This is a genomic window from Synechococcus sp. WH 5701, assembly GCF_000153045.1.
Taxonomy (GTDB): Bacteria; Cyanobacteriota; Cyanobacteriia; order PCC-6307; family Cyanobiaceae; genus Regnicoccus_A; species Regnicoccus_A antarcticus.
In genome coordinates, this window is sequence record NZ_CH724159.1 from 289,259 (window position 1) to 311,957 (window position 22,699).

Consider the following 22,699-nt stretch of genomic DNA (forward strand, 5'->3'; position numbering starts at 1 on the left):
CATCCGCCCATGCCACCCATGCCACCCATCTCCCATACCGCCCATGCCACCCATACCGTCCATGCCACCACCGGCACCGGCTGGGGCTGGTGGTTCCGGTTTGTCGGTGATCACCACTTCGGTGGTGATCAGCAGCGCGGCGATCGAGACGGCGTCTGCAGGGCGAGGCGCACCACCTTGGCGGCATCGAGGATGCCGACGGCCACCATGTCGTCGTAAGCGCCGGTGATGGCGTTGTAGCCCTTGCCAAGGTGCTGGGCCTCGGCCACCACAACGGAGCCGTTGGCACCGGCGTTGTTGGCGATCTGACGGGCTGGTGCCGCCAGGGCACGCTGCACGATCTCAGCGCCGGTGCGCTCATCGCCGCTCAGGTCGGCGATCAACTGGTCGAGTTCCGTGGCCAGCTGCAGCAGCGTGAATCCGCCGCCCGCCACGATTCCCTCCTCCACTGCCGCACGGGTGGCATTGAGGGCGTCTTCGATGCGCAGCTTGCGGTTGCGCAGCTCGGTTTCGGTGGGGGCGCCCACCTTGATCACGGCTACACCGCCGGCCAGCTTGGCCAGGCGCTCGTTCAGCTTTTCGCGGTCATACTCGGAGTCGGTGGCTTCCAGTTCACGGCGGATCGAGGCCACGCGGTCGGCCACGGCGGCGCTGTGGTCCTCGGTGCCCACGATGGTGGTGCTGTCCTTGCTGATCGTGATCCTGCGCATGCGGCCGAGATCACCCAGAGCCACCTTCTCAAGGGTCATGGCCCGGTCCTCGCTGATCAGGGTGGCGCCGGTGAGGATGGCGATGTCCTGGAGCATGGCCTTGCGGCGGTCGCCGAATCCGGGCGCGCGAACGGCCGCCACCTGCAGTACTCCCCGGTTCTTGTTCACCACCAGGGTGGCGAGCGCCTCGCCAGCCACCTCCTCGGCCAGGATCACCAGGGGAGCACCCGCCCGGGAGACGGCTTCCAGAACCGGAACCAGATCGTTGATGCTGCTGATCTTGCGATCAGTCACGAGCAGCAGAGCGTTGTCGTACTCGCACACCTGGCGGTCGCCATCGGTGACGAAATAGGGGGAGGAGTAGCCCCGATCAAAGGCCATGCCCTCGGTGACCTCCAGCTCGGTGGAGAGGGAGCGGGATTCCTCCACGGTGATCACCCCGTCGGTGCTCACCTTGTCCATGGCCTCAGCCACCATCCGGCCCACTTCCTCATCGCCGCCGGAGCTCACGGTGGCCACCTGACGGATGGCGTCACCGGCAACGGGCTGGGCGAGGGCGGCGATGCCCTCCACCACCCGGGCCGCCGCCCTCTCCATGCCGCGGCGCAGCCCCACCGGGTTGGCGCCGGCGGCCACGTTGCGCAGTCCCTCGTGCACCAGTGCCTGGGCCAGCACCGTGGCGGTGGTGGTGCCATCGCCGGCCTGGTCCTTGGTCTTGGAGGCCACCTGCTGGATCAGCCGGGCTCCCACGTTCTCGAAGGGATCCTCCAGGCTGATTTCCTTGGCGATCGTCACCCCGTCATTGACGATGTCGGGTGCTCCGAACGACTTCTCCAGCACCACGTTGCGGCCCTTCGGTCCGATCGTGACCCGTACGGCATCGGCCAGGGCATTCACCCCACGCTCAAGCGAGCCCCTGGAGGCGTCGGAAAAACTGATCAGCTTGGCCATCGGTCGTGCAGGAGGTGGAGAAGGTCTGACGCCGGGGTGGGACGACCTCCCAGGCGGAACTGGGCACGGCCACCGCACCCAATGGAATTCAGCGTCCCACAGCGGCCGGGGCCCAGTCAGGGTCCCGCTGGTGGGGAAAGCCGAATCGCTCGCCCACCCAGGCGCTGCGGCAGGCCCCATCTGCCGATAAGGTCCTGAGATGGAGGAAAACCTGCGCGCCAGCCTCTCGGCGTCGGTGGCCGATGCGCTCACCGATCCTGCGATCGACACGGTTTCGGGGGCCAGCCTGATGGTCTTCCTGGTCATCGCCGGCCTGGGACTGGCGATGGCGCTGGTCTACGTTCCCCTGCGCCTGTTCCTCACGATCACGGCCCGCAGTCGGCGGCTGCGGCTGCTGCAGCGCATCCGCCGCCTGAGGGAGGAGCTGGGGCAGCCGATCCAGTCGTGATCGGGCCTCAGCGCATCACCAGGCCACCATCCACCTGCAGCACCTGGCCAGTCATGTAAGCGGCGGCGGGATCGGCGGCCAGAAAGCGCACCACACCGGCCACGTCCTCGGGCTGACCGAGCCGACCCAGGGGGATGGCCGCCTGGATCCGCTCGACGTCCAGGTCTTTCGTCATGTCGGAGGCGATGAAGCCAGGGGCCACGGCGTTGACAGTGACCCCACGGCTGGCCAGCTCGGCGGCGGTGCTGCGGGTGAAGCCGATCACACCGGCCTTGGCGGCGCTGTAGTTGGCCTGGCCTGGGTTGCCCATCAGCCCCACCACCGAGGTGATGTTGATGATGCGTCCGCTGCGGGCCTTGAGCATCGTGCGGCAGACGGCACGGGTGCAGAGGAAGACGCCGCTGAGGTTGAGGTCGATCACGCTCTGCCAGTCAGCGGTCTTCATGCGCATCAGCAGGCCGTCACGGGTGATGCCCGCGTTGTTCACCAGTATGTCGAGGCGGCCGCTGCGCTCCAGCACCTGCTTGACCATGGCCTCCACGTCCGCCTCCTGGGAGACATCGGCGCGGTGACTCCAGGCCCGGCCGCCGGCGGCGGTGATGGCCGCCACCACAGCTTCGGCCGCGTCAGCGGAAGCGGCATAGTTCACCACCACCTCCGCTCCGCTGGCGGCCAGTTCCAGAGCGATGGCCCGGCCGATGCCGCGGCTGGCTCCTGTGACCAGAGCCACCTGGCCCGTGAGTGGGGCAACAGCGGATCCGGTCATCGGAGGGGCGGCGAGGAGAGGGCGATCGTATGCGCCCCCTGGCCGCCCTCAGTTGGTCATCGCTTCGACCCCCTCGAGGGCGGGGCCCAGAAGCTGGGCGAAGCGTTGCAATTCCTCCTTGCTGCCCATCACCACCAGCAACTGGCCCGGCAGCAGCCTCACATCGCCATTGGGGTTGGTGATCAGTTTCGGGGGAAGGGGAGCGCTGGTGATGCCGCGATACACGGAAGAGTTGTTCGCCTTCGGGGCGGGCATGCGCACGGCCAGCACCAGGGCCCCGGTGCGCCGGCGCAGTTCCAGCTCGGCCAGGGTGCGGCCGTTGAGATCGCCCAGTAGCTGCCCGTTGCTGCTGAGCTGAAACTCCTCCACCTCGCAGTCCGATCCGGCCAGCAGGTCCATGAACTGCACCGCCAGGGGGCGCAGGGCCGTGGCAGCCATGCTGCGCCCACCCGCCACGTAGGGACTCACCACCTGATCGGCGCCGGCCAGCCGCAGCTTGCGTGCCGCCTCATCACTGTCGGAGCGGGCGATCAGGCGGCAGCGGGGCGCGATGCCCCGGGCACTGAGCACCACGTAGAGATTGGCGGCGTTGCTGGGCAGGGCGGCCACCAGGCTGCGGCAGTGGTGAATGCCCGCTTCCATCAGGGTTTCATCGAGGGTGGCATCGGCCTGAAGCACTGGAAGGCCATGCTCCTCGGCGGCCTCCTTGCGGCCCTGATCCATCTCCACCACCAGCAGGGGGACGCCCTCGGCGGTGATCTGGTCGGCGATCTCCCGGCCGATGCGGCCATAGCCGCAGAGAATCACGTGGTCATTCATCGTGAGAAGCCAGCGGCGGAAGCGGAGTTCGCGCATCCGGCGGAAGTAGCCGGAATCGGTGAGCCCAAGCAGGCCCTGGATGGTCATCTGGACCACCACCAACCCCCCGGCGATCGAGAGGGTGGTGACCACACGGCCGGCCCCGGAGAGGGGCTCGGTGGTGCCGTCGCTCCAGCCCAGGGTGGTGAGGATGACCAGCACCATCCAGTAGCAGTCGCCCCAGTCCCAGCCCTCGGTGATGCGGTAGCCCGCCGCCGAGAAATTCACCAGGGCGACCAGGGCGATCAGGGGGGATCGCCAGGGCTGCCGGATCCTGGAGGAGGGAGGCCTGGGGCGTCGACGCCTGGTGGGTGGAGGCATCCGAGGCGCCGGGGTTGAAGAGGGGACGCTCAGCCCAGGCCAAGGGCTTGCAAGACGTCAGCAACATCGAGCTCGTGCAGGGACGTTGCCAGACCGAGTCCTTGTACACCAGGGCGGGAGGGCAGGCTGTCGCCGCTGCGACCCAGGGCCACCAGGGGGGTGCCGCTCAGGAGGGCGAGTTCGGTGGTGATCGGATCGCTGCTGAGCACCACGTCGGCGGCGGCCACCTGGGTGGCGCGCTCTACGGGGCTGCCATCGGGGCGGGCCTGCTGCACGCGCAGCTGGGGCAGCCGGGTCCGGATCGCTTCCGGCAGCTCCTGCCATCGCTGCGACGGCCAGTCAGGTTCTGCCGCCGTGGGCTGGGGGTCAGGAGCCAGCAGCAGCAGCGGGCCATCGCCTGCCGGCGCAGCGGCCATCGCCTTCTCCAGCGCGGTTTTGGGCAGGCTGAGGCGGTAGCTGGCCGCGTCGAGGGGCACGCCGATCGGGCGCAGCCAGGCCTCGAGCGTCTGGTTGGGCCAACCAGTCTGTCGGCTGACGATGCTGGTGGCGGAGAAGCCCCCGGTCGCGATCCGGGTGGGGATGTGGCCGAGGGACAGCATCAGATCGATCGACCAGCCGCTGCCCAGGTTCAGGCAGACCTGGAAATCGGGTTCGCGCACGCCCCCCAGCAGGTTGGCCCAGTCGGCCAGGCTCACCCCCTGATCGAAGCCATAGCCAAGAACTTTCTCCACCGCCGGCACCAGCTTCCAGGCCGCGGCCACCCCGGCGGGGCAGGCCACCTGCACCTGGGCATGGAGATGGTTGGCGACGGCGGCCACCGCCGGAATGGCCTGGAGCTGGGTTGCCATGCCGCCCGGGATCAGTACAAGAACACGCATCGGAGCGGTGGCTGAAGGGCGGCGGGCGGCCTGATTGTATGAATCTGGTCTGGTTTGTCCGCAGCGAGGGAGTCCCTTGTGCATTTGCTGATCGCCGCTGCTGGCAGTGGCCGCCGGATGGGTGCCGAGCGCAACAAGCTGCTGCTGCCCGTGGCAGGGCGCCCCGTGCTGGCCTGGACCCTGGAGGCGGCTCTCGCCACGCCTGAGATCAGCTGGATCGGGGTGGTGGGCCAGAGCCGGGATCAGGCGGAGGTGGCGGCCCTGGTGGCGGCCGCGGCGCCCGATCGGCCCGTGCACTGGATCGAGGGCGGTGACACCCGCCAGGACTCGGTGCGCCTCGGCCTGGCGGCCCTGCCGCCGGACGCTGAAGCGCTTCTCATCCACGACGGCGCCCGCTGCCTGGTGGAGCCGGAACTGATCAGCCGCTGCGCCGCTGCGGCAGCCCGGGGAGAGGCTGTGATTGCCGCGGTGCCGGTGTCGGACACGATCAAGCGGGTGGCGGCCGACGGCACCATCGAGGACACCCCCGATCGCCAGGCGCTCTGGGCGGCCCAGACTCCGCAGGGCTTTCCTCTGGCCCAGCTGCGCCGCGGCCATGCCACGGCAGCGGCCGAGGGTTGGAGTGTCACCGACGACGCCTCGCTGTTCGAGCGCCTGGGCTGGCCGGTGCGGGTGATCGAGGCCTCAGCCTCAAACATCAAGCTCACCACCCCTTTTGATCTCACCATCGCCGAGGCGGTGCTGGCTGCCCGCAGCGGCTGTTCTTAGAGCAGCAGGCTCAACTCGCCGCATTCCCCATCCAGGCGGCAGGGCACCCCCAGGGGCAGGGCGCCGTTGCCGGGCTCATGACCCACGGGCAGTCCCGCGAGGACGGGGATGCCGAGGTCGGCAGTGCGTTCGCGTAGCACTTGCTCGAGGCTGAAGCGTTCTCCGGCCGATACCGTCTCCTTGTCAGGTTCCTCACAGCCCTGGAAGCTGCCGAAGCCGATCCCAGCCAGCTGCTGCAACGCGCCGCAGAGGCGCCAGTGGGTGAGCATCCGCTCGATCCGGTAGGGGGCTTCACCCACGTCTTCCAGGATCAGCACCGCCCCCCTGAGATCGGGCAGGTGTTCCGTGCCCAGCAGGTGGGTGGCCACAGTGAGATTGGCCACCAGCAATGGTCCTTCGGCCTGCCCGCCCTGCCATGGGGTTCCCTGCAACGCCCCAGGCGCTTCGCCGAAGAGCAGCCGGTGCAGCCGGTCCTGGCTCCAGGGCGGCTCGGCCGCCAGGGTGGTGACCATCGGACCATGAACTGCGCCCCGCAGGCCCCGGGCCTGCTGGGCCAGCAGCAGGGAGGTCACATCGGAGAAACCCAGCAGCCAGCCCTCAGGCAGGGGCAGCGGTTGCTCCAGCAGGCGTGCTGCGCCCCAGCCTCCCCGCACGCAGGCCAGCAGCGCGGCCGGCTCGACAGAGGCTGTCAGTTCGCCAGTGCTGGCCTCTGCATCCGGCAGCAGGTCGGCCAGGCGTTCATGATCCCGGCCGGCCAGATAACCCCAGCGGCGCTCCGGGGTAAAGGGGAGCTCCACCTTCAGTCCCCATCCCTCCAGCACAGCGATGCCAGCCTCCAGCCTCTGGCGCTCCGCCAGGGCGGAGCTGGCTGCCACCAGCCTCACCCGGTCCCCTGGCCGCAGGGGGGGTGGCAACCAGACGCTCATGCCCCGCGTCCCAGCACCAGGGCCAGCAGCAGCAGGGAGCCGAGCTGCACCTGGCGGCTGAAGTGCTCCCCGTAGCGCGAGCGCGGCGGCTGCCCCCGCAGCCGCCCGGCTTCCCGTTGCATGCCCGCCGCCGCCAGGGTCCACAGGGGCCAGAAGATCCAGCTCACTCCGGCGCCGGTGGCCGCCACCGCCAGCAGCAGGGCGGCGGCGGCATAACAGAGGGCCACCGCAGTGGCAGCGCCCTCCCCAAGGCTGATGGCACTGCTGCGCACACCCAGGACGGCATCATCCGTCCGGTCGGCCATGGCGTACACGGTGTCGAAGCCGAAGGTCCACAGCAGCGTGGCCAGCCAGGCAAGCGGCAGGGGCCAGCCACCTCCCAGTCCGGCGGTGGCCGCGGCCCAGGGGATCAGCACGGCGAACCCCCAGCAGAAGGCCAGCACCAGCTGGGGATAGGCGAACCAGCGCTTGGCCGAGGGGTAGAGCAGCACTGGCGGCAGGGTGGCGGCCGCCAGGGCCAGGCAGAGGCCGCGGCCGGCCGCCGGCAGAGCCAGCACCACCGCCAGGGCGACCAGCAGGCAGGCGAGCAGCAGCAGCACGGCCTCGACCACTCCAACCCGGCCACTGGCCAGGGGGCGCGTGCGGGTGCGCTCCACCAAGGGATCGATGCGCCGGTCCCAGAGGTCATTGGCCACGCAGCCGGCGCCGCTCACGGCCAGGCCGCCGGCCACGATCAGACCCACCAGGGAGGGGGCTGGCGGCGCCTGGGGGGTGAGCCAGAGGGCCCAGCCGGCCGGGATCAGCAGGATCAGACGTCCGCTGGGCTTGTGCCAGCGCAGCAGCTCGAACCAACCCCGCAGGGAGGCGCGGATGTTCATCGGCGCAGGTTACGGCGCTTCGGGGCTGGGTCGGCCCGGGGCGGCGGCGTGAGGCGACTGGTTGCGTGCTTCGGTGGCAAAGTGACGCGGTCAGTGCCGGCTGGTCGCCCGATGGTCCCTCCCGACCCCGCCGCCACGGTGGCCGCTCCCGCCAGCCAGGGCCCCGGCGCTGGACTCCGGCATGTGGCGGCCATCGACATCGGCACCAACTCCATTCACCTGCTGATCGCGGCGGTGGACCCGGAATTGCGCAGCTTCCGCCTGGTGCTGGCGGAGAAGTCGACCACCAGGCTGGGGGAGCGGGATCCCGAGACGGGTGATCTCACCCCCGAGGCGATCGAGCGCGCCTTCATCGCCCTGCGCCACTGCCGTCAGCTGGCTGAAAGCCACGGGGTGGAGCAGATCCTCACGGCCGCCACCAGCGCGGTGCGGGAGGCACCCAATGGCCGCCTGTTCGTGCAGGCGGTGCAGGAGCAACTGGGTCTGGAGGTGGATCTGGTCAGCGGCCAGGAAGAGGCCCGCCTTATCTATCTCGGGGTGCTCTCGGGCATGGCCTTCGGGGATACCCCCCACCTGATCCTCGACATCGGTGGCGGCTCCACCGAGCTGATCCTGGCCGACGGGTCCGATGCCCGTGAACTCACCAGCACCCGCATCGGCGCGGTTCGTCTGCAGAGGGATTTCATCCGCGAGGACCCAATGCCGCCGGCTCGGCTCACCTTCCTGCGGGCGTTCATCCAGGGGTCACTGGAGCCGGCCGTGGAGCGGGTGAAACGTCAGCTGCGGCCAGGGGAAGTGCCGGTGATGGTGGGCACCAGCGGCACCGCCACGGCCCTGGCTGCCCTGGTGGCCGCCGAGCAGGAACGCACCCCCCTGCGCCTGCAGGGATTCCGCATGAGCCGGGAGCAGATCGATCAGCAGGTGAACCGGCTGACGACCCTGACGCCGGAGCAGCGCCGCTCCCTGCCTGCGATCAATGAGCGCCGCGCCGAGATCATCGTGCCGGGGGCGCTGGTGCTGCAGCAGGCGATGGCGATGCTGCAGGCCGGGGAGATGGTGATCAGCGAGCGGGCCCTGCGCGAAGGCCTGATCGTCGACTGGATGCTTCGCCACGACCTGATCGTCGATCGCTTCGCCTACCAGAGCGGCATCCGCCGGCGCACGGTGCTGCAGCTGGCCCAGCGCTATGGCGTCGATCAGACGCGTGCGGATCGGGTGGCCCAGCATGCCCTCAGCCTCTACGACCGTTGCCGCGGGGTGCTGCATCACGACGAGGGCGAGGGGCGGCAACTGCTCTGGGCCGCGGCGATGCTGCATGGCTCGGGCCAGCACATCAACATCGGCGCCTACCACAAACACAGCTGGTATCTGATCCGCCATGGCGACCTGCTCGGCTACTCCGAAACCGAGCAGCTGATGGTGGCGGCCATTGCCCGCTACCACCGCCGCAGCCTCCCCAAGAAGCGCCACGAGGCCTGGCTGCTGCTGCCGGGGCGTGAGCAGAGGCGCACCGTCAACGCGATGGCGATGCTCCTGCGGCTGGCCGCTTCCCTCGATCGCCGTCCCACACCGGCGGTGGCAGGCCTGCGCATCTCCTGCAGCACCAGTGAGCTGAGCATCGGGCTCGAGCCGGCCTCAGCTCTTGACCTGAGCCTGGAGCGCTGGAGCCTGCAGGGGTGCGCCGAGCCCCTGGCGGAGGCCACAGGGGTGAGGTTGCTGGTGGAATCCGACGGCCGGTAGCGATGACGACCGCAGAACCGGCCCTGCTGTCGCCATGACAGAGGCAGGACATTCCTGCTGCCAGTTCCATGGATTCTCCGACCGCCTTCGTGGCCGTGGCCCTTGCCGCCGTGTCCTGGGATGGGGTGCTCACCCGCGCCGGTTCCCGGGCCCTGCGCCACTCGCTCGACTACCGCGTGCCCTTCAATCAGATGGGGGATGCGGCGATGATTCAGCTGTTCGACCGGTTGCTGGCTGATCTGCGCAGCGATGGGGCACCGATCCTGATGGCCCGCGCGGCGTTGCAACTTGATCCCCACGAGCGCCGCACGGCCTTTGCGGTGGCGGCTGAGATCATGCGCTCTGATGGGCCATTGGTGGCCCAGGAACAGCAGATCCTCGCTGATCTTGCGGCTCAGCTGGAGATTGAGACCAGCGAATCAGCCCGGATTCTTGAGGTGATGGACATCCTGCATGCCGAGCTGGTCTGCAGTCCGGTGGCAGCCTGATGCTGCTCAGTCGGCCAGAGCTCAGACCTGAATTAGAGAATGGGCGATACTGGATTCGAACCAGTGACCCCTTCCGTGTGAAGGAAGTGCGCTACCGCTGTGCTAATCGCCCGCACCCGTTGATCTTAAAACACGGCGGTTCAGCCCTCTGACCCCCCTGCAGCGGTGGCCGCTCGGAACAGATGATCATGGCTGGCGGAGTACAGCCGGGAGCGGGCCTGCTCAGGGGCGGCCAGTGCTGGGCTCACCACATAGAGGGTGGTGCGGATCAGCTGTCGCTCCCGGCTCACGGCCGCCATCTGCTCCAGGGGCACCACCTGCAGCCACTGATCCGGCCAGCTCACCCGGTAGCCGATCGCCACCGGGGTGTCGGCGGCGTAGTGCTCCAGCAACTCCTGCTGCACCGACTCCACATGGCGGGCGCTCAGGTACAGGCAGAGGGAGGCCCGCAGGGAGGCCAGATGTGCCAGCGACTCCCGCTCCGGCACCCCCGTGCGCCCGCCGGCACGGCTGAGCACGATGGTCTGGACCAGTCCCGGGATCGTGAGCTCGGCCTTGAGGGCCGCAGCGGTGGCCTGGTAGGCACTCAGGCCAGGCACCACCTCCACCTCCAGGCCAGCATCGGCCAGGCGGCAGATCTGCTCCGCCAGGGCTCCGTAGAGGCAGGGATCACCATCGTGCAGGCGCACCACCCGCAATCCAGCCCGCGCCCGCTCCACCACCAGCTCCATCACCTCTTCCAGCGTGAGCGTGCTGGTGCGGATCCGCTCGCAGTGCTGCGGTGCCAGGGCGGCAATCTGGGGCGACACCAGGGAATCGGTCCACACCAGTACGTCCGCGGCTTCGACGGCACGGGTGGCCCGCACGGTCATGAGATCGATGGCGCCTGGGCCTGCACCCACGATCCGCACAGGGCTGGCAGCACCTGGAACAGGAGTTGACGTTGCGATCAAGAGTGGTTCCGCGGCAAGGGAGGAGCACCGCCAGGATCGGGCAGGGAGCGCTCCTGGCCGTAGATCCACCAGAGGCCGAAGCTGCCGAGAGCGATCAGCAGCAGGCTCATCAGCTGGGCCATGCGCAGACCTCCTTCGCAGAAGGGCGGCGTGGAGAACAGACAGAGGGGGTCGGTGCGCAGCCCTTCGATCCAGACTCTGCCGAGGCTGTAGCTCACCAGGTAGACGCAGCTCAGGGCGCCGGCCGGCAAGGGGATGCTGCCCTTGATCCCTGCGCGGAACAGAAACAGAAGCAGGGCCACCACAGCGATGTTCCAGAGGGATTCGTACAGGAACGTCGGGTGGAAATACTGCTGATCGAGGAACGGTCCAGGCCTGTTGAGGGTTGGGATGTAGAGCTTCCAGGGCAGGTCGGTGGGCAGACCGAAGGCCTCTGAATTGAAGAAGTTGCCCCAGCGCCCGATCGCCTGGCCGAGGGCAACGGATGGGACCAGTACATCGAGAAGGTTCCAGAACGCCAGCTTGCGCCAGCGGCAATAGGCGATCACCGCCAGGGTGCCGCCGATCAGGGCACCATGGATTGCGATGCCGCCACGCCAGATGGCCAGGGCTTCCAGCCAGTTGAGCTGATACTGGCGCCACTCCAGCAGCACGTAGTAAAGGCGGGCGCCCAGAACAGCCGCCAGCACCAGCAGAGGCAGCAGGTCAGCGATCAGCACGGGGTCGATGCCCCGGGCCTTCCCCAGCCGGGTGGCCAGCAGCAGACCGATCAGCACCGCCAAGGCGATCAGCAGGCCATACCAGCGCAGGGAAAAGGGGCCCAGCTGAAAGATCAGGGGCCCCGGCGAGGCGAACACGGCCAGGGCCGTGGCCGGGGAGAGAAACTCCAACGAATGCACTCAGGCGAACGGCATGGTGGCCAAGGGTCAGATGCCCTCGGCGGCCTGAACTTTCTCCACCTGCTTCTTCTTCAGCACCAGCATGATCTGGGCCAGAGCCACCGCAGCGAAGAAGGCGATCATCCCGTAGAGACGGACAGGATTCTGAAGGACGATTTCAGCATCGAGCTGGCCGAAGCCACCCACGTTGGGGTCGTCCGAGAGCGGCGCACCGGCGCTGACGCTGTCACCCACCGCCACGGTGAGGGTGGGACCGGCGGGAATGGTGTCGTTCACGCTCTGACCATCGGCGGTGCTGATCTCCACCACCGAGGCTCCATTCTCACCGGGGGTGATGGCGGCCACGGTGCCGTCCACGGAGGCATTGAAGACCCCGTTGTTGCTCTTCTCTCCGGTGGGATAGACCTGGCCGCGGCCGCGGTTGCCGCCCACGTGGATCGAATACTTGCCGAAGTGAATGGAGCTGTCGCTGCCGGGATCAGGCGAGAGGATCGGGAAGACGATCTCCTGGTGCTGGTCGCCGGGCAGGGGGCCCACCAGCAGGATGTTGGGGTCGTTGTCGCTGTACTGGGTGAAGTACACCCCTGCGGTTTCTTCCTTCAGTTCGTCGCTCAGCCGCTCCGGCGGAGCCAGCTTGAAGCCATCGGGAAGCATCACCACCGCCCCCACGTTCAGCCCGGAGCGGCTGCCGTCGGCCCCCACCTGCTGCAGGGTGGTGTCGTAAGGGATCTTCACGACTGCCTTGAAGACGGTGTCGGGCATCACGGCCTGGGGCACCTCCACCTGGGTGGCTTTCTTGGCCAGGTGGCAATTGGCGCAAACGATCTTGCCGGTGGCTTCGCGGGGGCTGTCGTAATTCTGCTGGGCCCAGAACGGGTAGGCCCAGCTGGCCTGGGGAGCCACCAAGAGGGCAGCAGCGACGAGCAGGGAGCTCAGCAGCAGGGAGAGGGAGCGACGCATGGGGGGTGGGCGAACGGGCGACGAAGGAGAGGGAGAACGCGGTGGATCAGACCCACCACGGCTTGTCGCCGCTGCGGAAGTCGGTGTCGCTCCACTGGCTCAGGAACACGGTGTCGTTCTCAACCGTGACGTTGGCCAGGGCCAGAGAGAGGGGTGCAGGGCCACGCACCACTTTGCCGGTGGCGTCGTACTGGCTGCCGTGGCAGGGGCACATGAACTTGTTGGAGCCGCTGTTCCAGGGCACGACGCAGCCCAGGTGGGTGCAGATGGCATTGATGCCGTAACTGCCGATCGCCTCAGGACCCTCCACCAGCAGGTAGGTGGGGTCACCCTTGAGACCCTGCACCAGGCTTCGGTCGCCCTCCTTGTGGGTGGAGAGCCAGCCCGTGGCCGTGACGGTGTTGCCCAGCTCATCCTTGGCGGTGATGCCACCGCCGCTGCCGGCCGCCTTGGGGGGAATGAAGTACCTCGCCACCGGATAGAGAGCCCCGAGGGCCACCCCAGTGACCGTGCCGAAGGTGAGCAGATTCATGAACTGCCGACGACCCATTCCGGGCACATCGCTCACAGGGATCTGGGTCATACGAGGCGTTCCTGGGTGCCGAAGCAACGTGCCGCCCATTATGACCGTTGCCCCTCCGGCAACCGGGGCCCAGACCGGGGGTCTGACCTGCTGCCGCAACATGCTGTTGTCACTCCCCCGGAGCGCTCCACCCCGCCGTCCTCGCTGTTGTCCGATCCCGCCGCCCCCCACGCCCCAGCGCCACTTCGTTATGAAGAGGTGATCGCGCTGCTGCGCTCCCGATGGCAGGCCTCCTACGACCTGCAGCTGGTCCAGCGCCGCGGGCGGTTGTACCTGCAGGTGATGTGGGCCTACCTCGAGCAGCAGTCCTTCCCCCTCGATGCCGCTGGCTACGAAGCCCGCCTGCGGGAGCTGGTGGAGGTGCTCAACAACCTCCAGGTGGCTGAGCAAGTGAGGGGGTGGCTCAGCACCACGAAGGACCGGCCGCGGCTGGGCAAGGCGATGAGCCTGGCCCTGGAGCCCGCAGCGGATGGGCGCAGCAGTGAATTTCTGCTCTGACGCGAACGGCGAGTGGTCAAGCGGGCTCGGGGCGCACCTGCTCCACCAGGGCCACCAGCGCCACCCCGATCAGGAACAGGGCCGTGATCGCTCCGGTGAGCAGCAGCATCGTGACCGGGTCGGTGGAGGGGGTGAGCACGGCGCCGGCCAGGGCCGAGCCCAGCACCACCCAGCGCCAGGCCCCCAGCATGGTGCGGGATCCCACCAGACCGAAAGCACCGAGCAGCAGCTGCAGCACCGGTAGCTCAAAGGCCAGCCCAGTGGCCACCATCAACAACAGCACGAAGTCGAGGTAGCGCTCGATTGACCAGATCGGCTCCACCACATCGGCGCCGTAGTTCACCAGGAAGCGCAGGGCCGCGGGCACCAGCGCCCACCAGGCGAAGGCCAATCCGGCCATGAACAGCACCGCCGAGGCCGCTACCGCGGGGGCCACCAGCCGGCGCTCGCGCCTGGTCAGGCCGGGAAGCACGAAGGAGAGCACTTCATAGAGGACGTAGGGGAGCACAAGGGTGAGCCCGGCGTAACCGGCCACCTTGAGGGAGACGAACAGAAATTCCCCCGGGGCCAGTTGCAGGAAACGCATTCCCACCGCCGGCACCTGCAGCAGGCGCACCAGGGGGCGCACCAGCACCAGGCAGACGGCCGCCGAAACCACGAGGGCCAGCAGGCTGCGCAGCACGCGACGCCGCAGCTCCTCCAGGTGCTCCAGCAGGCTCATCTCCACTTCGCCGGGGAACTCATCCGGGCAGCTGACGCGGATGGGTGCTGGCGCGGGCAGGGCGGTTTCGGTGGCTCCGCTGCTGGCTGTGGATGGGGTTGGTTCGCTCATGGCCCTGGCTCCGCTGGGACCTTAGGCACAGATTCCGCCGCAGCGAGCCAGTGGGCGGCTCGCTGCGGTGAGGCCCAGACCACCTCTCCCCCCTTGTGGGTCACGGTGCCGGCGGCAGCTCCGGCGATTCGTTGCAGCTGATCGCAGGGCACCTTCAGCACCGGCACCCGCCCATTGTGACGGGCTCGGCTGAAGTGGGCGGCCAGGTCAGCGGCCAGCTGGAGGTCGGCGTCGGCTGCCTCAGCGGCCGACGCCTTGAGCATCACGTGGCTGCCGGGACATTCCTGGGCGTGGAACCAGAGGTCGCCACGGCGGGCCTGGCGCAGGCTGATCCACTCGTTCTGGCGGTGGTTGCGGCCCACCTGCACCCTCAGGCCGCCGGGGGTGAGCAACTCCAGGGGGGACGGGGTGCTGGCAGGGGCTGAACGGGGCGGAGCGCGGCGCCCGGAGCGGCGCCCTTCGGTGCCTACCCGGGCCAGCAGTTCCTCGCTTTCCTGCTCGAGGGCCTGCAGCTGGCAGAGGGCCTCCTCCAGATCCCCGTCGTGGTGGAGGCCGTGGCTCAGCTCGGGGCCGTGCAGGGCGAGGAAGGCCAGGCTGGCGTCGAGTCGGTCAAGCTGGCGCTGATGCAGCTCCAGCCGGGGGGTGATCGAGACCACCGAGCGCCGAAGCCGCCGGGCGCGCCGGTAGAGGGCCTGGGCTTCGGCTACCTGGTCGCGGCTGGGAGCTGCCAGGCAGAGCAGGGCGTCGGCCTGACGGCTCAGATCATCCCCGCTCTCCACCTGATCGAGCAGGTCTTGCTGCTGCTGCCGCAGGCGTTCCTCCCGCTCCCGGGCGGCCAGCAGCTTCAGCTCCAGGCTCGCCCGCCGTCGTTGCAGCTCCCCCTGGCCCAGCCGCTGGCGGTAGTAGGCCGCCAGGGGGGCGTTCACGGGGCCAGAGCTGGCGGTGCCCCAGCAGCGGTACTGGCTTGAGCCGCCAGAGCCACTCCTGGAGTCATCGACCTCCCAGCCGAAGCGCTCCTGCTCAAGATCGTGCAACCAGCGCTGCCAGCGCGCCCAGAGGTGATCCCAGTGCTCCTGGCTGAGCGTGCCCACCGGTTGGGCCAGCAGCTCCGCCGCCGGCTCCGGCGCCCCATCGACCAGTTGCAGCGCCAGGGCCGGACTGATTCCCTGGTAGGTCTGCTGCAGGGCCTGGCGCAGGGACACGGGCACCAGCTGCAGCCGCCGCCGCCAGTGCTCCTGGGATTCTTCGAGGCTGGGGGGATCCGACTGCAGGGCCGGTGGTCGTCCGTAGCTGGAGCCGCTGGCGATCGGCCGAAGCCGTGATTGCTGCTCCCTCACCTGGCGGGCCAGGCTCACCACCCGTCCCTGGGCATCAAGCAGGAACACGTTGCTGTGGCGGCCCATCAGTTCCACCACCAGACGGCGGCCACTGGCCTCCCCGGGCCGGGGTGCGAAATGCAGATCCACCACCCGCTCGAAGCCCTCCTGCTCGATCGCCACCAGGGCCAGCCCCCCCAGGCCGTGCTGCAGCACGCGGGCCAGGGTGCTGCCGTCACCCTGTTTCGGCGGCGGATCGATCGCCAGCAGCCGGGGGGCCGCCGCCAGCCAGCTGATCTCCAGCCAGCGCATCCCGCTCAGACCACGCAGCCCCAGCTGCAGGGTGTGGGGATTGGGCTGCTGGGCCTTCTCGAAGCGGGCCGGCACCAGCAGGGGACGCAGCTCCGCCAGCACCGCCCGCAAGGTGGTGAGGTCCATGGCCTGGATGGCTGGGCTCGGCTGGGTCTGGGGCGCCATGGGCTGCCGCTCCAAGCCGGAGCGTGCGGTGGGATCCCACTACTCTGCTGGCCAGCCGAAGACCTTCATGGGATCGCCTTCAACGCCAGGACGGCTCACCGTGATCAGCGGCCCCAGTGGTGTGGGCAAGGGCACACTCGTGGCGTCTCTTCTGCAGCGCCATCCCGGCCTCTGGCTTTCGGTGTCGGCCACCACCCGGGCACCCAGACCAGGAGACATCGATGGGGTCACCTATCGCTTTCTCGATCGCGAGCGCTTCGAGGCTCAGGTTCAGGCGGGTGGCTTCCTGGAGTGGGCTGAGTTCGCTGGCTATCTCTACGGCACGCCGCGGGCCCCTGTGGAGGACCAGCTGGCCCAGGGACGATCGGTGTTGCTGGAGATCGAACTGGAGGGGGCCCGTCAGGTGCGGCGTAGTTTTCCGGAAGGGTTTCAGGTGTTCATCAAGCCCCCCAGCTTCGAGGAGCTGGAGCGGCGCATCCGTGGGAGGGGCACCGAGCGCGAGGAGGCCATCCAGCGGCGGCTCGGCCGCGCCCACCAGGAGCTCGAGGCTGAAGCGGAATTCGATGCGGTGCTGGTGAACGGCGACCTGGAAGTGGCCGTGGCTGAGCTGGAAGCGGCCCTTGGACTGGCCGCCGGCTGACAGCCGCCATAAAAAAGCGGCCCCGAGGGGCCGCTGATTGAATCTGAATGACAGTCGGAAGCCGGTTGGCAGAACGACAGGACATCGCGGGCAGACATCCGTTGGTCCTGTCGATCAGTCGTTGGAGGTTCTGCAGGGCACCGCGACTAAAGCGTAAACGAGAGTTCCTTCAAAGCGGGTGAAGGATCAGGTCGGGGAAGAGCCGGAAAATCTCAATGGTGAGGCCCGCCGTGAAGGTGAACCAGATGGCGGCCACAACGGGAGCAGTGGTGAGGAATTTTTTCATGGTTCCAGGAATCAGCGGGGGGAAACGGTCACTTTGGAGTCGGCTTCAATCATTTTTCCGCCGACGAACTCGTTGAAGGCGGCCAGGGGCCAGACGGCTGCGGCCAGGGTGGATTTGAACGCCAGGGGCATGTCGATCTGGATCTCCCGCATGGTGGCGTCCTTGCTGCCGCGAATGGCGATTAGGTAAGAGCGGCCGGCCCAGCCGATCGTGCCAGCGATGTAAAGGAAGAGGAGGCCGGGAATGAGGAAATCACCGGCATGGCTGAAGCGGCCATCCACGATCAGGCGGGGCAGGCCGTCATCGCCGCAGAGGGCCTGGCTGTACGCGTTGAACCGTGCATTGGCCTGGTCGGTGCTGGCCGCCGAGGCCCGCTGCTGGAAGCGGGGGCTCTCGGCACAGGGGGTCAGGCCTGCCACCGATTCCGTAGCCGAAGCCACGGGCGCAAAGCCGATAAGGAGAAAGGCCGAGAGCAGAACCGCGCACAGGCGGGGGAGAAGACGTCGCATGGAGAGCCTGGGTAGAAGCCGGGGGGAGTGCCCTGCGGAGCCCTGCATCGGCGTGGGGCCGCGGGGCAGGATGTCACACGCGGACAGTAAGGGAGCTCCCTGGGCGCCATGCCAACGGTTCTGGCCCTCGAAACAAGTTGTGACGAGTCAGCGGCTGCGATTGTGCGCGATCGCACGGTGCTGGCCGGCGCAGTGGCCTCCCAGGTGGAGGAGCACGCCCGCTGGGGGGGTGTGGTGCCGGAAATCGCCTCCAGGCGGCATGTGGAAGCCCTGCCCCACCTGGTGGAGCGGGTGATGGCCGAGTCGGGCCTGAGCTACGGCGATCTCGATGGCATCGCCGCCACGGTGGCGCCGGGCCTGGTGGGGGCCCTTCTGGTGGGATCGGTCACCGGCCGTACCCTCGCCCGCCTGCACGACCTGCCCTTCCTGGGGGTGCACCACCTGGAGGGTCACCTCTGCTCGGTGCAGCTGGGGGAGCCCCTGCCGCCAGGCCCCTACCTGGTGTTGCTGGTCAGTGGCGGTCACACCGAGCTGGTGCGGGTGGAGGGGGTCGGGGCGTACCAGCGGCTCGGGCGCAGCCATGACGACGCGGCCGGGGAGGCCTTCGACAAGGTGGCGCGGCTGATGGGACTGGGTTATCCCGGCGGCCCCGCCATCCAGGCGGCGGCTGCCGCCGGCGATCCCGAGCGCTTCCCCTTGCCCAAGGGACGGGTGTCCAGGCCTGAGGGTGGCTTCCATCCCTACGACTTCAGTTTCAGTGGTCTCAAAACCGCGGTGCTGCGGCTGGTACAGCGCCTGGAGCAGGAGCCCCAGGCGCTGCCGCTGGCCGACATCGCCGCCAGTTTCGAGCGGGTGGTGGTGGACGTGCTGGTGGAGCGGAGCTGTCGCTGCGCCCTGGATCAGGGGCTGGACACCGTGGTGCTGGTGGGCGGGGTGGCAGCCAACCGCCGCCTGCGCCAGGCCATGGAGGAACGCTGCGATGCCCTCGGCCTGCACTGGCGTGTCGCTCCCCTGGCCTACTGCACGGACAACGCCGCGATGATCGGCGTGGCGGCCGCGGCCCGTCTGGCCGGCGGGGCCCGCAGCGGCTGCGATCTGGGGGTACTGGCACGGCTTCCTCTCGAGCAGGCCGGCAGCCTTTACGAAACACGGTCCGGTTGTTAATCCCTTTAGAGTGTTTTCAACTCTGTCTTGAGACGAGAACAGATGGCCCCTGCTGAGATCAGCGAGAACCGGCTTGAGCCCGTCGATGTCGATCCCCAGGAACTCAACGCCTGGCGACGTGGCTTCACCCCCCAGGCTGAGATCTGGAACGGACGCCTGGCCATGCTTGGCCTGTCACTGGGTCTGGCAAGTCTGCTGCTGATCCGTCTGGCCACCCGCTCCTGAGCGGCAACCGCGGCCGGATCAGCTGATCCGGTGTTTCAGCTGATCCGGCCGCGCAATGTCTGGGCCAGTTCGTTCGGCTTGAGGCTGTGGGAGAGGGCTTCCTGGGGGGCCACCGCTCCTTCTTCCACCAGCGCTGCCAGAGACTGATTGATTGTCTGCATCCCGTCAAAGGCGCTGCGGGCCATGATCTGTTCCACTTCATCGAGATCCCCCCGCTGGATGTAATCCCGGCAGGCTTCAGTGTTGACCAACAGATCGTGATAGGCCGTGCGACTCCCACCCCGGGTGCGGATCAGCCCCTGGGAGATCACCGCCAGCAGGGATTCCGCCAGCTCCCGGCGCATCTGCTCCTTGCTCTGCGGATCAAATAGTCCCATCACCCGATCGACCGAGCGCACCGCTGAATTGGTGTGGAGGGTGCCGAACACCAGGTGGCCGGTCTGAGCCGCTTCGAGGGCGGTGGAGAGGGTGTCTCGGTCGCGGATTTCACCGATCAGGATTACATCGGGATCTTCCCGCAGCGCCGCTCTCAGTGCCGTGTGGAAGTGCTTGGTGTGATGCCCCACCTGCCGCTGCCGGATCAGGCTGGTGCGGCTGGTGTGAACGAATTCCACCGGATCTTCGACCGTGATGACGTGTTTGGCAGCGGTTCTGTTGATCCAGTCGATCATGGCGGCAAGGGTGGTGCTCTTGCCGCAGCCTGTGGGTCCGGTCATCAACACCAGCCCCTTCGGATAGGTGGCCAACTCTTTCAACACCGGCGGCATGGCCAGTTGATCCAGGCTCGGCACCTCGAGGGGGATCAGCCGCAGCACCATCGCCGGGCCGCGCACGCTCTCCAGCAGGTTGATGCGGATGCGCGCAAAGGGGAAGGCGTGGGCCCCGTCGAAGTCGAGGTCGTTGCCGAAGCGATCCAGGTCGGTGGGCTGCAGGATCTCCTCCAGCCAGCGCCGGAATTGCTCCCGGTCTGTGATGGGCCAACCCGTGGTCAGGATGATCCCCTGGCCTCGGAAACGCGGTGATTCACCGACTCCGAGATGCACATCGGAGTAACCCCTGGCTTCGGCGATCGCCACGATGGCTTCAAGGCTGGCTGGCAGATCGCCAAAGGTGGGTTGTGCGGGTTCCGGCATGGGATCGAACGAACCCACTGGTGAGGGCGCCGGCGGAGGTGGGGGCGGCAGCCTGACGGCTGTGGCCTCGACCATGGCCTGGGGAGCGCTGTTGCTCTCGAGCGGGTTCACGGGTTGGGTGCGGCCATCGCGCTCAGCATTGCTCGAAACTCAGCCCCTGTCATGCAGGCGCCTCAGGGCCCCTTCCCTAGGATCCCAGCCACCGCCTCGCCCCCTTGACCGCCACCGCACCGCTCGTGAGCATCGTGCTGGGCACCCGGCCAGAAGCGATCAAACTGGCACCGGTGATCCTGGCGTTCCAGCGTGATCCAGGCTTCCGCACCCGGGTGGTGCTCACGGGTCAGCACCGGGAGATGGTGGCCCAGGTGATGGATCTGTTCGGGCTCGCCCCCGACCGCGACCTGGCCCTGATGGCCCCGAAGCAGACCCTCACCCATGTCACCTGCGCGGCACTGCAGGGCCTGCGCGAGGAGTTCCTGGAGCATCGCCCCGAGCTGGTGCTGGTCCAGGGCGACACCACCACCGCCTTCGCTTCGGCCCTGGCGGCTTTCTACGAGCAGATCCCCGTGGGCCATGTGGAGGCCGGGCTGCGCACCGACAACCTGCTTGACCCCTTCCCGGAGGAGGCGAACCGGCGCCTGATCTCCCAGGTGGCCCAGTTGCACTTCGCTCCCACCGGCGTCTCCGAAGCGAACCTGAAGGCGTCCGGCGTGGTCGGGGAGATCCTGGTCACAGGCAACACAGTGATCGACGCGCTGCTGCTGATGGCCGCATCGGCCCCCCTGCCCCAGGTCCCAGGCCTCGACTGGGAGAGGCAGCGGGTGATCCTGGCCACCGTCCACCGTCGTGAGAACTGGGGGGAGCGGCTCAGCAGCATCGGGCGGGGGTTCCGCCAGCTGCTGGATCGCCATCCCGACACGGCCCTGCTGCTGCCCTTGCACCGCAACCCCACGGTCCGGGAGCCCTTGCAGGAGCTGTTGGGCGATCATCCCCGCGCTCATCTCTGCGAACCGCTCGACTACGACCAGCTGGTGGGGGCGATCCGGGGCTGCACGCTGCTGCTCTCCGATTCCGGTGGTCTGCAGGAGGAGGCACCGGCCCTGGGCAAGCCGGTGCTGGTGCTTCGGCGCACCACGGAGCGGCCCGAAGCGGTTACGGCCGGAACAGCGCGCCTGATCGGAACCGACAGCGAGTCGATCGTCAACGAAGGCAGTCGGCTGCTCGATGATCCCGAGGCTTATGCGGCCATGGCCCAGGCCCATAACCCCTTCGGCGATGGTCAGGCCAGCGGTCGGATCCTCGAGGCCAGCCGCAGCTTCCTGAACGGAGGCCGGAGCTGACCGGGGGCCCAGACGCTCTCAGGAACCCCGTTTCTTCGCCCAGGGGGGGAGGTCGATGAACACCCTGGTGCCTTCCTCGAGACCCGTGATGATCTGCGTGTCGCGGCCACTGCTCGAGCCCAGGGTCACCGGCTGAAAGCGGGGCTGGTTGTCCTTGCCCACCAGCAGCACGCCTGGCCGCCCTTCCTCCGTGACGACCGCCACAGTCGGCACAAGGGTCTGTGGGGGAAGACTGCCGGTCTGAAAGTCGATGTCGGCGGTCATGCCGATGCGCAGAAGGTTGTTGGGATCGCTGAGGGCGAGTTTCACCTCGAACGACGTGACGTTGTTGTTCTTCACCGCCCGCGGGGCCACCTGGACCACCCGGGCGGCGAACCGCTTGTCGGGGAAGGCATCCGCCCTCACGCTGGCGCTCTGACCAATACTGATCCGGCCGATGTCGTTCTCAGGCACCTTGGCGACCACCTCCATCCCCTGGGCCAGCTCCACCACCGAGGAACTGGAGGCGCCGGCGTTAGCCGAGGCGGAGGTGGTGGGGGTCACGAAGGCGCCGGGATCGGCGAATCGCTGGGTGATCACCCCGTCGAAGGGGGCCCGGATCGTGAGCTCATCGCGTTCCACCGTGCGCTGATTGAAACGCTTGCGGGCCACGTCCAATGAGGCCCGGGCCGTGAGGGCACGGGTGCGGAAGGACACGATGTCGTCTTCGCTGATGGCCCCCTCCTCGAACAGCTTTTTGCGGCGTTCGTAGTCGGAGCGGGCGCGGCTCTCTTCCGCCTCAGCCAGGCGAACCTGGGCCCCCAGTTCCAGCTCCCGCTGGCTCAGATCACCGCTGTCCATCTGGGCGATGGGCTGGCCCTTGCTCACCCGGTCGCCTTCATCCACGAACAGCGATTCAAGAACCCCACCGCGCTTGGGGCTCACGTTGACACTGCGTCCTGCCTCCAGCTCGCCGCTGGCGCTCACCACTCCCGGCAGGGTGCCTCGCTTGGCCACGACGGTGTAGTCGGCCAGATTGCTGCGCTTGGCGGCCTGACGCTGTCGCTGCCAGACGGTCACACCTCCCACCACCACCAGCAGGGCCACGGCCCCGGCCGCCAGCCGCCCCCAGCGGCGGCGGGGAGCCAGGCCGCCAACCCCAGTTGGAGTCAT

General features: G+C 68.3%; 24 protein-coding genes, 1 tRNA gene and 1 pseudogene. 9 read left to right on the forward strand and 17 right to left on the reverse strand.

Going from position 1 to position 22,699, the window contains the following annotated elements:
* Positions 1-1,661: pseudogene (gene groL / locus WH5701_RS02355) on the reverse strand (chaperonin GroEL); the annotation flags it as partial.
* 199 nt (positions 1,662-1,860) lie between these two features.
* Here groL and WH5701_RS02360 point away from each other — a divergent pair.
* Positions 1,861-2,109 carry a hypothetical protein gene (locus WH5701_RS02360; RefSeq protein ID WP_006170298.1) on the forward strand — a complete coding sequence of 83 codons (249 nt, stop codon included), beginning with the start codon at positions 1,861-1,863 and terminating at the stop codon, positions 2,107-2,109.
* Between the two features lie 7 nt (positions 2,110-2,116).
* Here the strand turns inward: WH5701_RS02360 and fabG are convergent, their stop codons facing one another.
* From fabG to WH5701_RS02375, 3 genes are read right to left on the reverse strand one after another with little or no spacing between them, the layout of a single operon-like run.
* A complete protein-coding gene (gene fabG, locus WH5701_RS02365) occupies positions 2,117-2,875 on the reverse strand; it encodes a 3-oxoacyl-[acyl-carrier-protein] reductase (RefSeq protein WP_006170299.1) in 759 nt (252 codons plus the stop codon).
* A gap of 48 nt (positions 2,876-2,923) precedes the next feature.
* Positions 2,924-4,054: a TrkA family potassium uptake protein gene (locus WH5701_RS02370; protein ID WP_006170300.1), complete on the reverse strand. Its 1,131-nt coding sequence runs from the start codon at positions 4,052-4,054 to the stop codon at positions 2,924-2,926.
* A gap of 29 nt (positions 4,055-4,083) precedes the next feature.
* Positions 4,084-4,932, reverse strand: coding sequence for a glycosyltransferase family 9 protein (locus tag WH5701_RS02375; RefSeq protein ID WP_037979438.1), 849 nt, complete (start codon positions 4,930-4,932; stop codon positions 4,084-4,086).
* Positions 4,933-5,010: 78 nt separating this feature from the next.
* Between WH5701_RS02375 and ispD the strand changes: the two genes are divergently transcribed.
* A complete protein-coding gene (gene ispD / locus WH5701_RS02380) occupies positions 5,011-5,700 on the forward strand; it encodes a 2-C-methyl-D-erythritol 4-phosphate cytidylyltransferase (protein ID WP_037979441.1) in 690 nt (229 codons plus the stop codon).
* Here the strand turns inward: ispD and WH5701_RS02385 are convergent.
* A complete protein-coding gene (locus WH5701_RS02385; protein ID WP_037979444.1) occupies positions 5,697-6,626 on the reverse strand; it encodes an LD-carboxypeptidase in 930 nt (309 codons plus the stop codon). The two genes, ispD and WH5701_RS02385, sit on opposite strands and share 4 nt — an antisense overlap.
* Positions 6,623-7,504, reverse strand: coding sequence for a 4-hydroxybenzoate polyprenyltransferase (locus tag WH5701_RS02390; protein ID WP_006170304.1), 882 nt, complete (start codon positions 7,502-7,504; stop codon positions 6,623-6,625). The genes WH5701_RS02385 and WH5701_RS02390 overlap by 4 nt, the downstream gene beginning before the upstream one ends.
* A gap of 111 nt (positions 7,505-7,615) precedes the next feature.
* Between WH5701_RS02390 and WH5701_RS02395 the strand changes: the two genes are divergently transcribed.
* Together WH5701_RS02395 and WH5701_RS02400 are read left to right on the forward strand one after the other, a co-directional pair.
* Complete coding sequence (locus tag WH5701_RS02395) at positions 7,616-9,244, forward strand: Ppx/GppA phosphatase family protein (protein ID WP_006170305.1); 1,629 nt, start codon at positions 7,616-7,618, stop codon at positions 9,242-9,244.
* A 68-nt stretch (positions 9,245-9,312) separates the two neighbouring features.
* Positions 9,313-9,732, forward strand: a complete 420-nt coding sequence (locus WH5701_RS02400) for a tellurite resistance TerB family protein (protein ID WP_006170306.1) — start codon at positions 9,313-9,315, stop codon at positions 9,730-9,732.
* A 40-nt stretch (positions 9,733-9,772) separates the two neighbouring features.
* Here WH5701_RS02400 and WH5701_RS02405 read toward each other — a convergent pair.
* The 5 genes from WH5701_RS02405 to petC all read right to left on the reverse strand — a co-directional run bounded on the left by WH5701_RS02405 (position 9,773) and on the right by petC (position 13,127).
* Positions 9,773-9,844: transfer RNA gene (locus WH5701_RS02405), tRNA-Val, on the reverse strand.
* A 28-nt stretch (positions 9,845-9,872) separates the two neighbouring features.
* Entirely contained in the window at positions 9,873-10,643 is a 771-nt protein-coding gene (cobM, locus tag WH5701_RS02410) for a precorrin-4 C(11)-methyltransferase (RefSeq protein ID WP_006170307.1), read from the reverse strand.
* Positions 10,644-10,681: 38 nt separating this feature from the next.
* The gene (lgt, locus tag WH5701_RS02415; protein WP_037980093.1) at positions 10,682-11,542 is read right to left on the reverse strand and encodes a prolipoprotein diacylglyceryl transferase; all 861 of its coding nucleotides are present in this window, start codon (positions 11,540-11,542) and stop codon (positions 10,682-10,684) included.
* A 69-nt stretch (positions 11,543-11,611) separates the two neighbouring features.
* Positions 11,612-12,544 carry a cytochrome f gene (gene petA / locus WH5701_RS02420; RefSeq protein WP_006170309.1) on the reverse strand — a complete coding sequence of 311 codons (933 nt, stop codon included), beginning with the start codon at positions 12,542-12,544 and terminating at the stop codon, positions 11,612-11,614.
* Positions 12,545-12,590: 46 nt separating this feature from the next.
* A complete protein-coding gene (gene petC / locus WH5701_RS02425; protein WP_006170310.1) occupies positions 12,591-13,127 on the reverse strand; it encodes a cytochrome b6-f complex iron-sulfur subunit in 537 nt (178 codons plus the stop codon).
* Positions 13,128-13,274: 147 nt separating this feature from the next.
* Here petC and WH5701_RS02430 point away from each other — a divergent pair, with 147 nt between their 5' ends.
* On the forward strand, positions 13,275-13,625 hold the full coding sequence (locus WH5701_RS02430; protein WP_037979451.1) for a DUF3067 family protein: 351 nt from the start codon (positions 13,275-13,277) through the stop codon (positions 13,623-13,625).
* 16 nt (positions 13,626-13,641) lie between these two features.
* Here WH5701_RS02430 and tatC read toward each other — a convergent pair whose 3' ends face one another.
* Entirely contained in the window at positions 13,642-14,457 is an 816-nt protein-coding gene (tatC, locus tag WH5701_RS02435) for a twin-arginine translocase subunit TatC (RefSeq protein ID WP_006170312.1), read from the reverse strand.
* On the reverse strand, positions 14,454-16,250 hold the full coding sequence (locus WH5701_RS02440) for an NFACT family protein (protein WP_156776498.1): 1,797 nt from the start codon (positions 16,248-16,250) through the stop codon (positions 14,454-14,456). The genes tatC and WH5701_RS02440 overlap by 4 nt, the downstream gene beginning before the upstream one ends.
* Before the next feature lie 67 nt (positions 16,251-16,317).
* Here WH5701_RS02440 and gmk point away from each other — a divergent pair, with 67 nt between their 5' ends.
* Positions 16,318-16,890 (forward strand): guanylate kinase, encoded by a 573-nt coding sequence (gmk, locus tag WH5701_RS02445; protein WP_037980098.1) that lies wholly within the window; start codon positions 16,318-16,320, stop codon positions 16,888-16,890.
* Positions 16,891-17,059: 169 nt separating this feature from the next.
* On the opposite strand, the gene WH5701_RS02450 is transcribed toward gmk, so the two are convergent.
* Together WH5701_RS02450 and WH5701_RS02455 are read right to left on the reverse strand one after the other, a co-directional pair.
* Positions 17,060-17,176 (reverse strand): photosystem I reaction center subunit IX, encoded by a 117-nt coding sequence (locus WH5701_RS02450; protein ID WP_006170315.1) that lies wholly within the window; start codon positions 17,174-17,176, stop codon positions 17,060-17,062.
* An 11-nt stretch (positions 17,177-17,187) separates the two neighbouring features.
* Positions 17,188-17,685 (reverse strand): photosystem I reaction center subunit III (PsaF), encoded by a 498-nt coding sequence (locus tag WH5701_RS02455; protein ID WP_006170316.1) that lies wholly within the window; start codon positions 17,683-17,685, stop codon positions 17,188-17,190.
* 108 nt (positions 17,686-17,793) lie between these two features.
* Between WH5701_RS02455 and tsaD the strand changes: the two genes are divergently transcribed.
* Together tsaD and WH5701_RS02465 are read left to right on the forward strand one after the other, a co-directional pair.
* Positions 17,794-18,849: a tRNA (adenosine(37)-N6)-threonylcarbamoyltransferase complex transferase subunit TsaD gene (gene tsaD, locus WH5701_RS02460; RefSeq protein ID WP_006170317.1), complete on the forward strand. Its 1,056-nt coding sequence runs from the start codon at positions 17,794-17,796 to the stop codon at positions 18,847-18,849.
* A 42-nt stretch (positions 18,850-18,891) separates the two neighbouring features.
* The gene (locus tag WH5701_RS02465) at positions 18,892-19,074 is read left to right on the forward strand and encodes a hypothetical protein (protein ID WP_006170318.1); all 183 of its coding nucleotides are present in this window, start codon (positions 18,892-18,894) and stop codon (positions 19,072-19,074) included.
* A 35-nt stretch (positions 19,075-19,109) separates the two neighbouring features.
* Here WH5701_RS02465 and WH5701_RS02470 read toward each other — a convergent pair whose 3' ends face one another.
* Positions 19,110-20,318 carry a type IV pilus twitching motility protein PilT gene (locus tag WH5701_RS02470; RefSeq protein ID WP_006170319.1) on the reverse strand — a complete coding sequence of 403 codons (1,209 nt, stop codon included), beginning with the start codon at positions 20,316-20,318 and terminating at the stop codon, positions 19,110-19,112.
* Between the two features lie 104 nt (positions 20,319-20,422).
* Here WH5701_RS02470 and wecB point away from each other — a divergent pair, with 104 nt between their 5' ends.
* On the forward strand, positions 20,423-21,547 hold the full coding sequence (gene wecB / locus WH5701_RS02475; RefSeq protein WP_006170320.1) for a non-hydrolyzing UDP-N-acetylglucosamine 2-epimerase: 1,125 nt from the start codon (positions 20,423-20,425) through the stop codon (positions 21,545-21,547).
* 18 nt (positions 21,548-21,565) lie between these two features.
* Here the strand turns inward: wecB and WH5701_RS02480 are convergent, their stop codons facing one another.
* Positions 21,566-22,699, reverse strand: a complete 1,134-nt coding sequence (locus tag WH5701_RS02480) for an efflux RND transporter periplasmic adaptor subunit (protein ID WP_156776499.1) — start codon at positions 22,697-22,699, stop codon at positions 21,566-21,568.

What these genes read in the sequence shown, in the direction of transcription:
- tsaD (WP_006170317.1), top strand. Translation starts at nt 17,794, where the DNA reads ATGCCAACGGTTCTGGCCCTCGAAACAAGTTGTGACGAGTCAGCGGCT.
- gmk (WP_037980098.1), top strand. Translation starts at nt 16,318, where the DNA reads ATGGGATCGCCTTCAACGCCAGGACGGCTCACCGTGATCAGCGGCCCC.
- petC (WP_006170310.1), bottom strand. Translation starts at nt 13,127, where the DNA reads ATGACCCAGATCCCTGTGAGCGATGTGCCCGGAATGGGTCGTCGGCAG.
- WH5701_RS02400 (WP_006170306.1), top strand. Translation starts at nt 9,313, where the DNA reads ATGGATTCTCCGACCGCCTTCGTGGCCGTGGCCCTTGCCGCCGTGTCC.
- tatC (WP_006170312.1), bottom strand. Translation starts at nt 14,457, where the DNA reads ATGAGCGAACCAACCCCATCCACAGCCAGCAGCGGAGCCACCGAAACC.
- WH5701_RS02440 (WP_156776498.1), bottom strand. Translation starts at nt 16,250, where the DNA reads ATGGCGCCCCAGACCCAGCCGAGCCCAGCCATCCAGGCCATGGACCTC.
- WH5701_RS02465 (WP_006170318.1), top strand. Translation starts at nt 18,892, where the DNA reads ATGGCCCCTGCTGAGATCAGCGAGAACCGGCTTGAGCCCGTCGATGTC.
- WH5701_RS02480 (WP_156776499.1), bottom strand. Translation starts at nt 22,699, where the DNA reads ATGACTCCAACTGGGGTTGGCGGCCTGGCTCCCCGCCGCCGCTGGGGG.
- fabG (WP_006170299.1), bottom strand. Translation starts at nt 2,875, where the DNA reads ATGACCGGATCCGCTGTTGCCCCACTCACGGGCCAGGTGGCTCTGGTC.
- WH5701_RS02450 (WP_006170315.1), bottom strand. Translation starts at nt 17,176, where the DNA reads ATGAAAAAATTCCTCACCACTGCTCCCGTTGTGGCCGCCATCTGGTTC.
- WH5701_RS02370 (WP_006170300.1), bottom strand. Translation starts at nt 4,054, where the DNA reads ATGCCTCCACCCACCAGGCGTCGACGCCCCAGGCCTCCCTCCTCCAGG.
- WH5701_RS02390 (WP_006170304.1), bottom strand. Translation starts at nt 7,504, where the DNA reads ATGAACATCCGCGCCTCCCTGCGGGGTTGGTTCGAGCTGCTGCGCTGG.
- WH5701_RS02385 (WP_037979444.1), bottom strand. Translation starts at nt 6,626, where the DNA reads ATGAGCGTCTGGTTGCCACCCCCCCTGCGGCCAGGGGACCGGGTGAGG.
- WH5701_RS02455 (WP_006170316.1), bottom strand. Translation starts at nt 17,685, where the DNA reads ATGCGACGTCTTCTCCCCCGCCTGTGCGCGGTTCTGCTCTCGGCCTTT.
- petA (WP_006170309.1), bottom strand. Translation starts at nt 12,544, where the DNA reads ATGCGTCGCTCCCTCTCCCTGCTGCTGAGCTCCCTGCTCGTCGCTGCT.
- WH5701_RS02395 (WP_006170305.1), top strand. Translation starts at nt 7,616, where the DNA reads ATGGTCCCTCCCGACCCCGCCGCCACGGTGGCCGCTCCCGCCAGCCAG.
- WH5701_RS02360 (WP_006170298.1), top strand. Translation starts at nt 1,861, where the DNA reads ATGGAGGAAAACCTGCGCGCCAGCCTCTCGGCGTCGGTGGCCGATGCG.
- WH5701_RS02375 (WP_037979438.1), bottom strand. Translation starts at nt 4,932, where the DNA reads ATGCGTGTTCTTGTACTGATCCCGGGCGGCATGGCAACCCAGCTCCAG.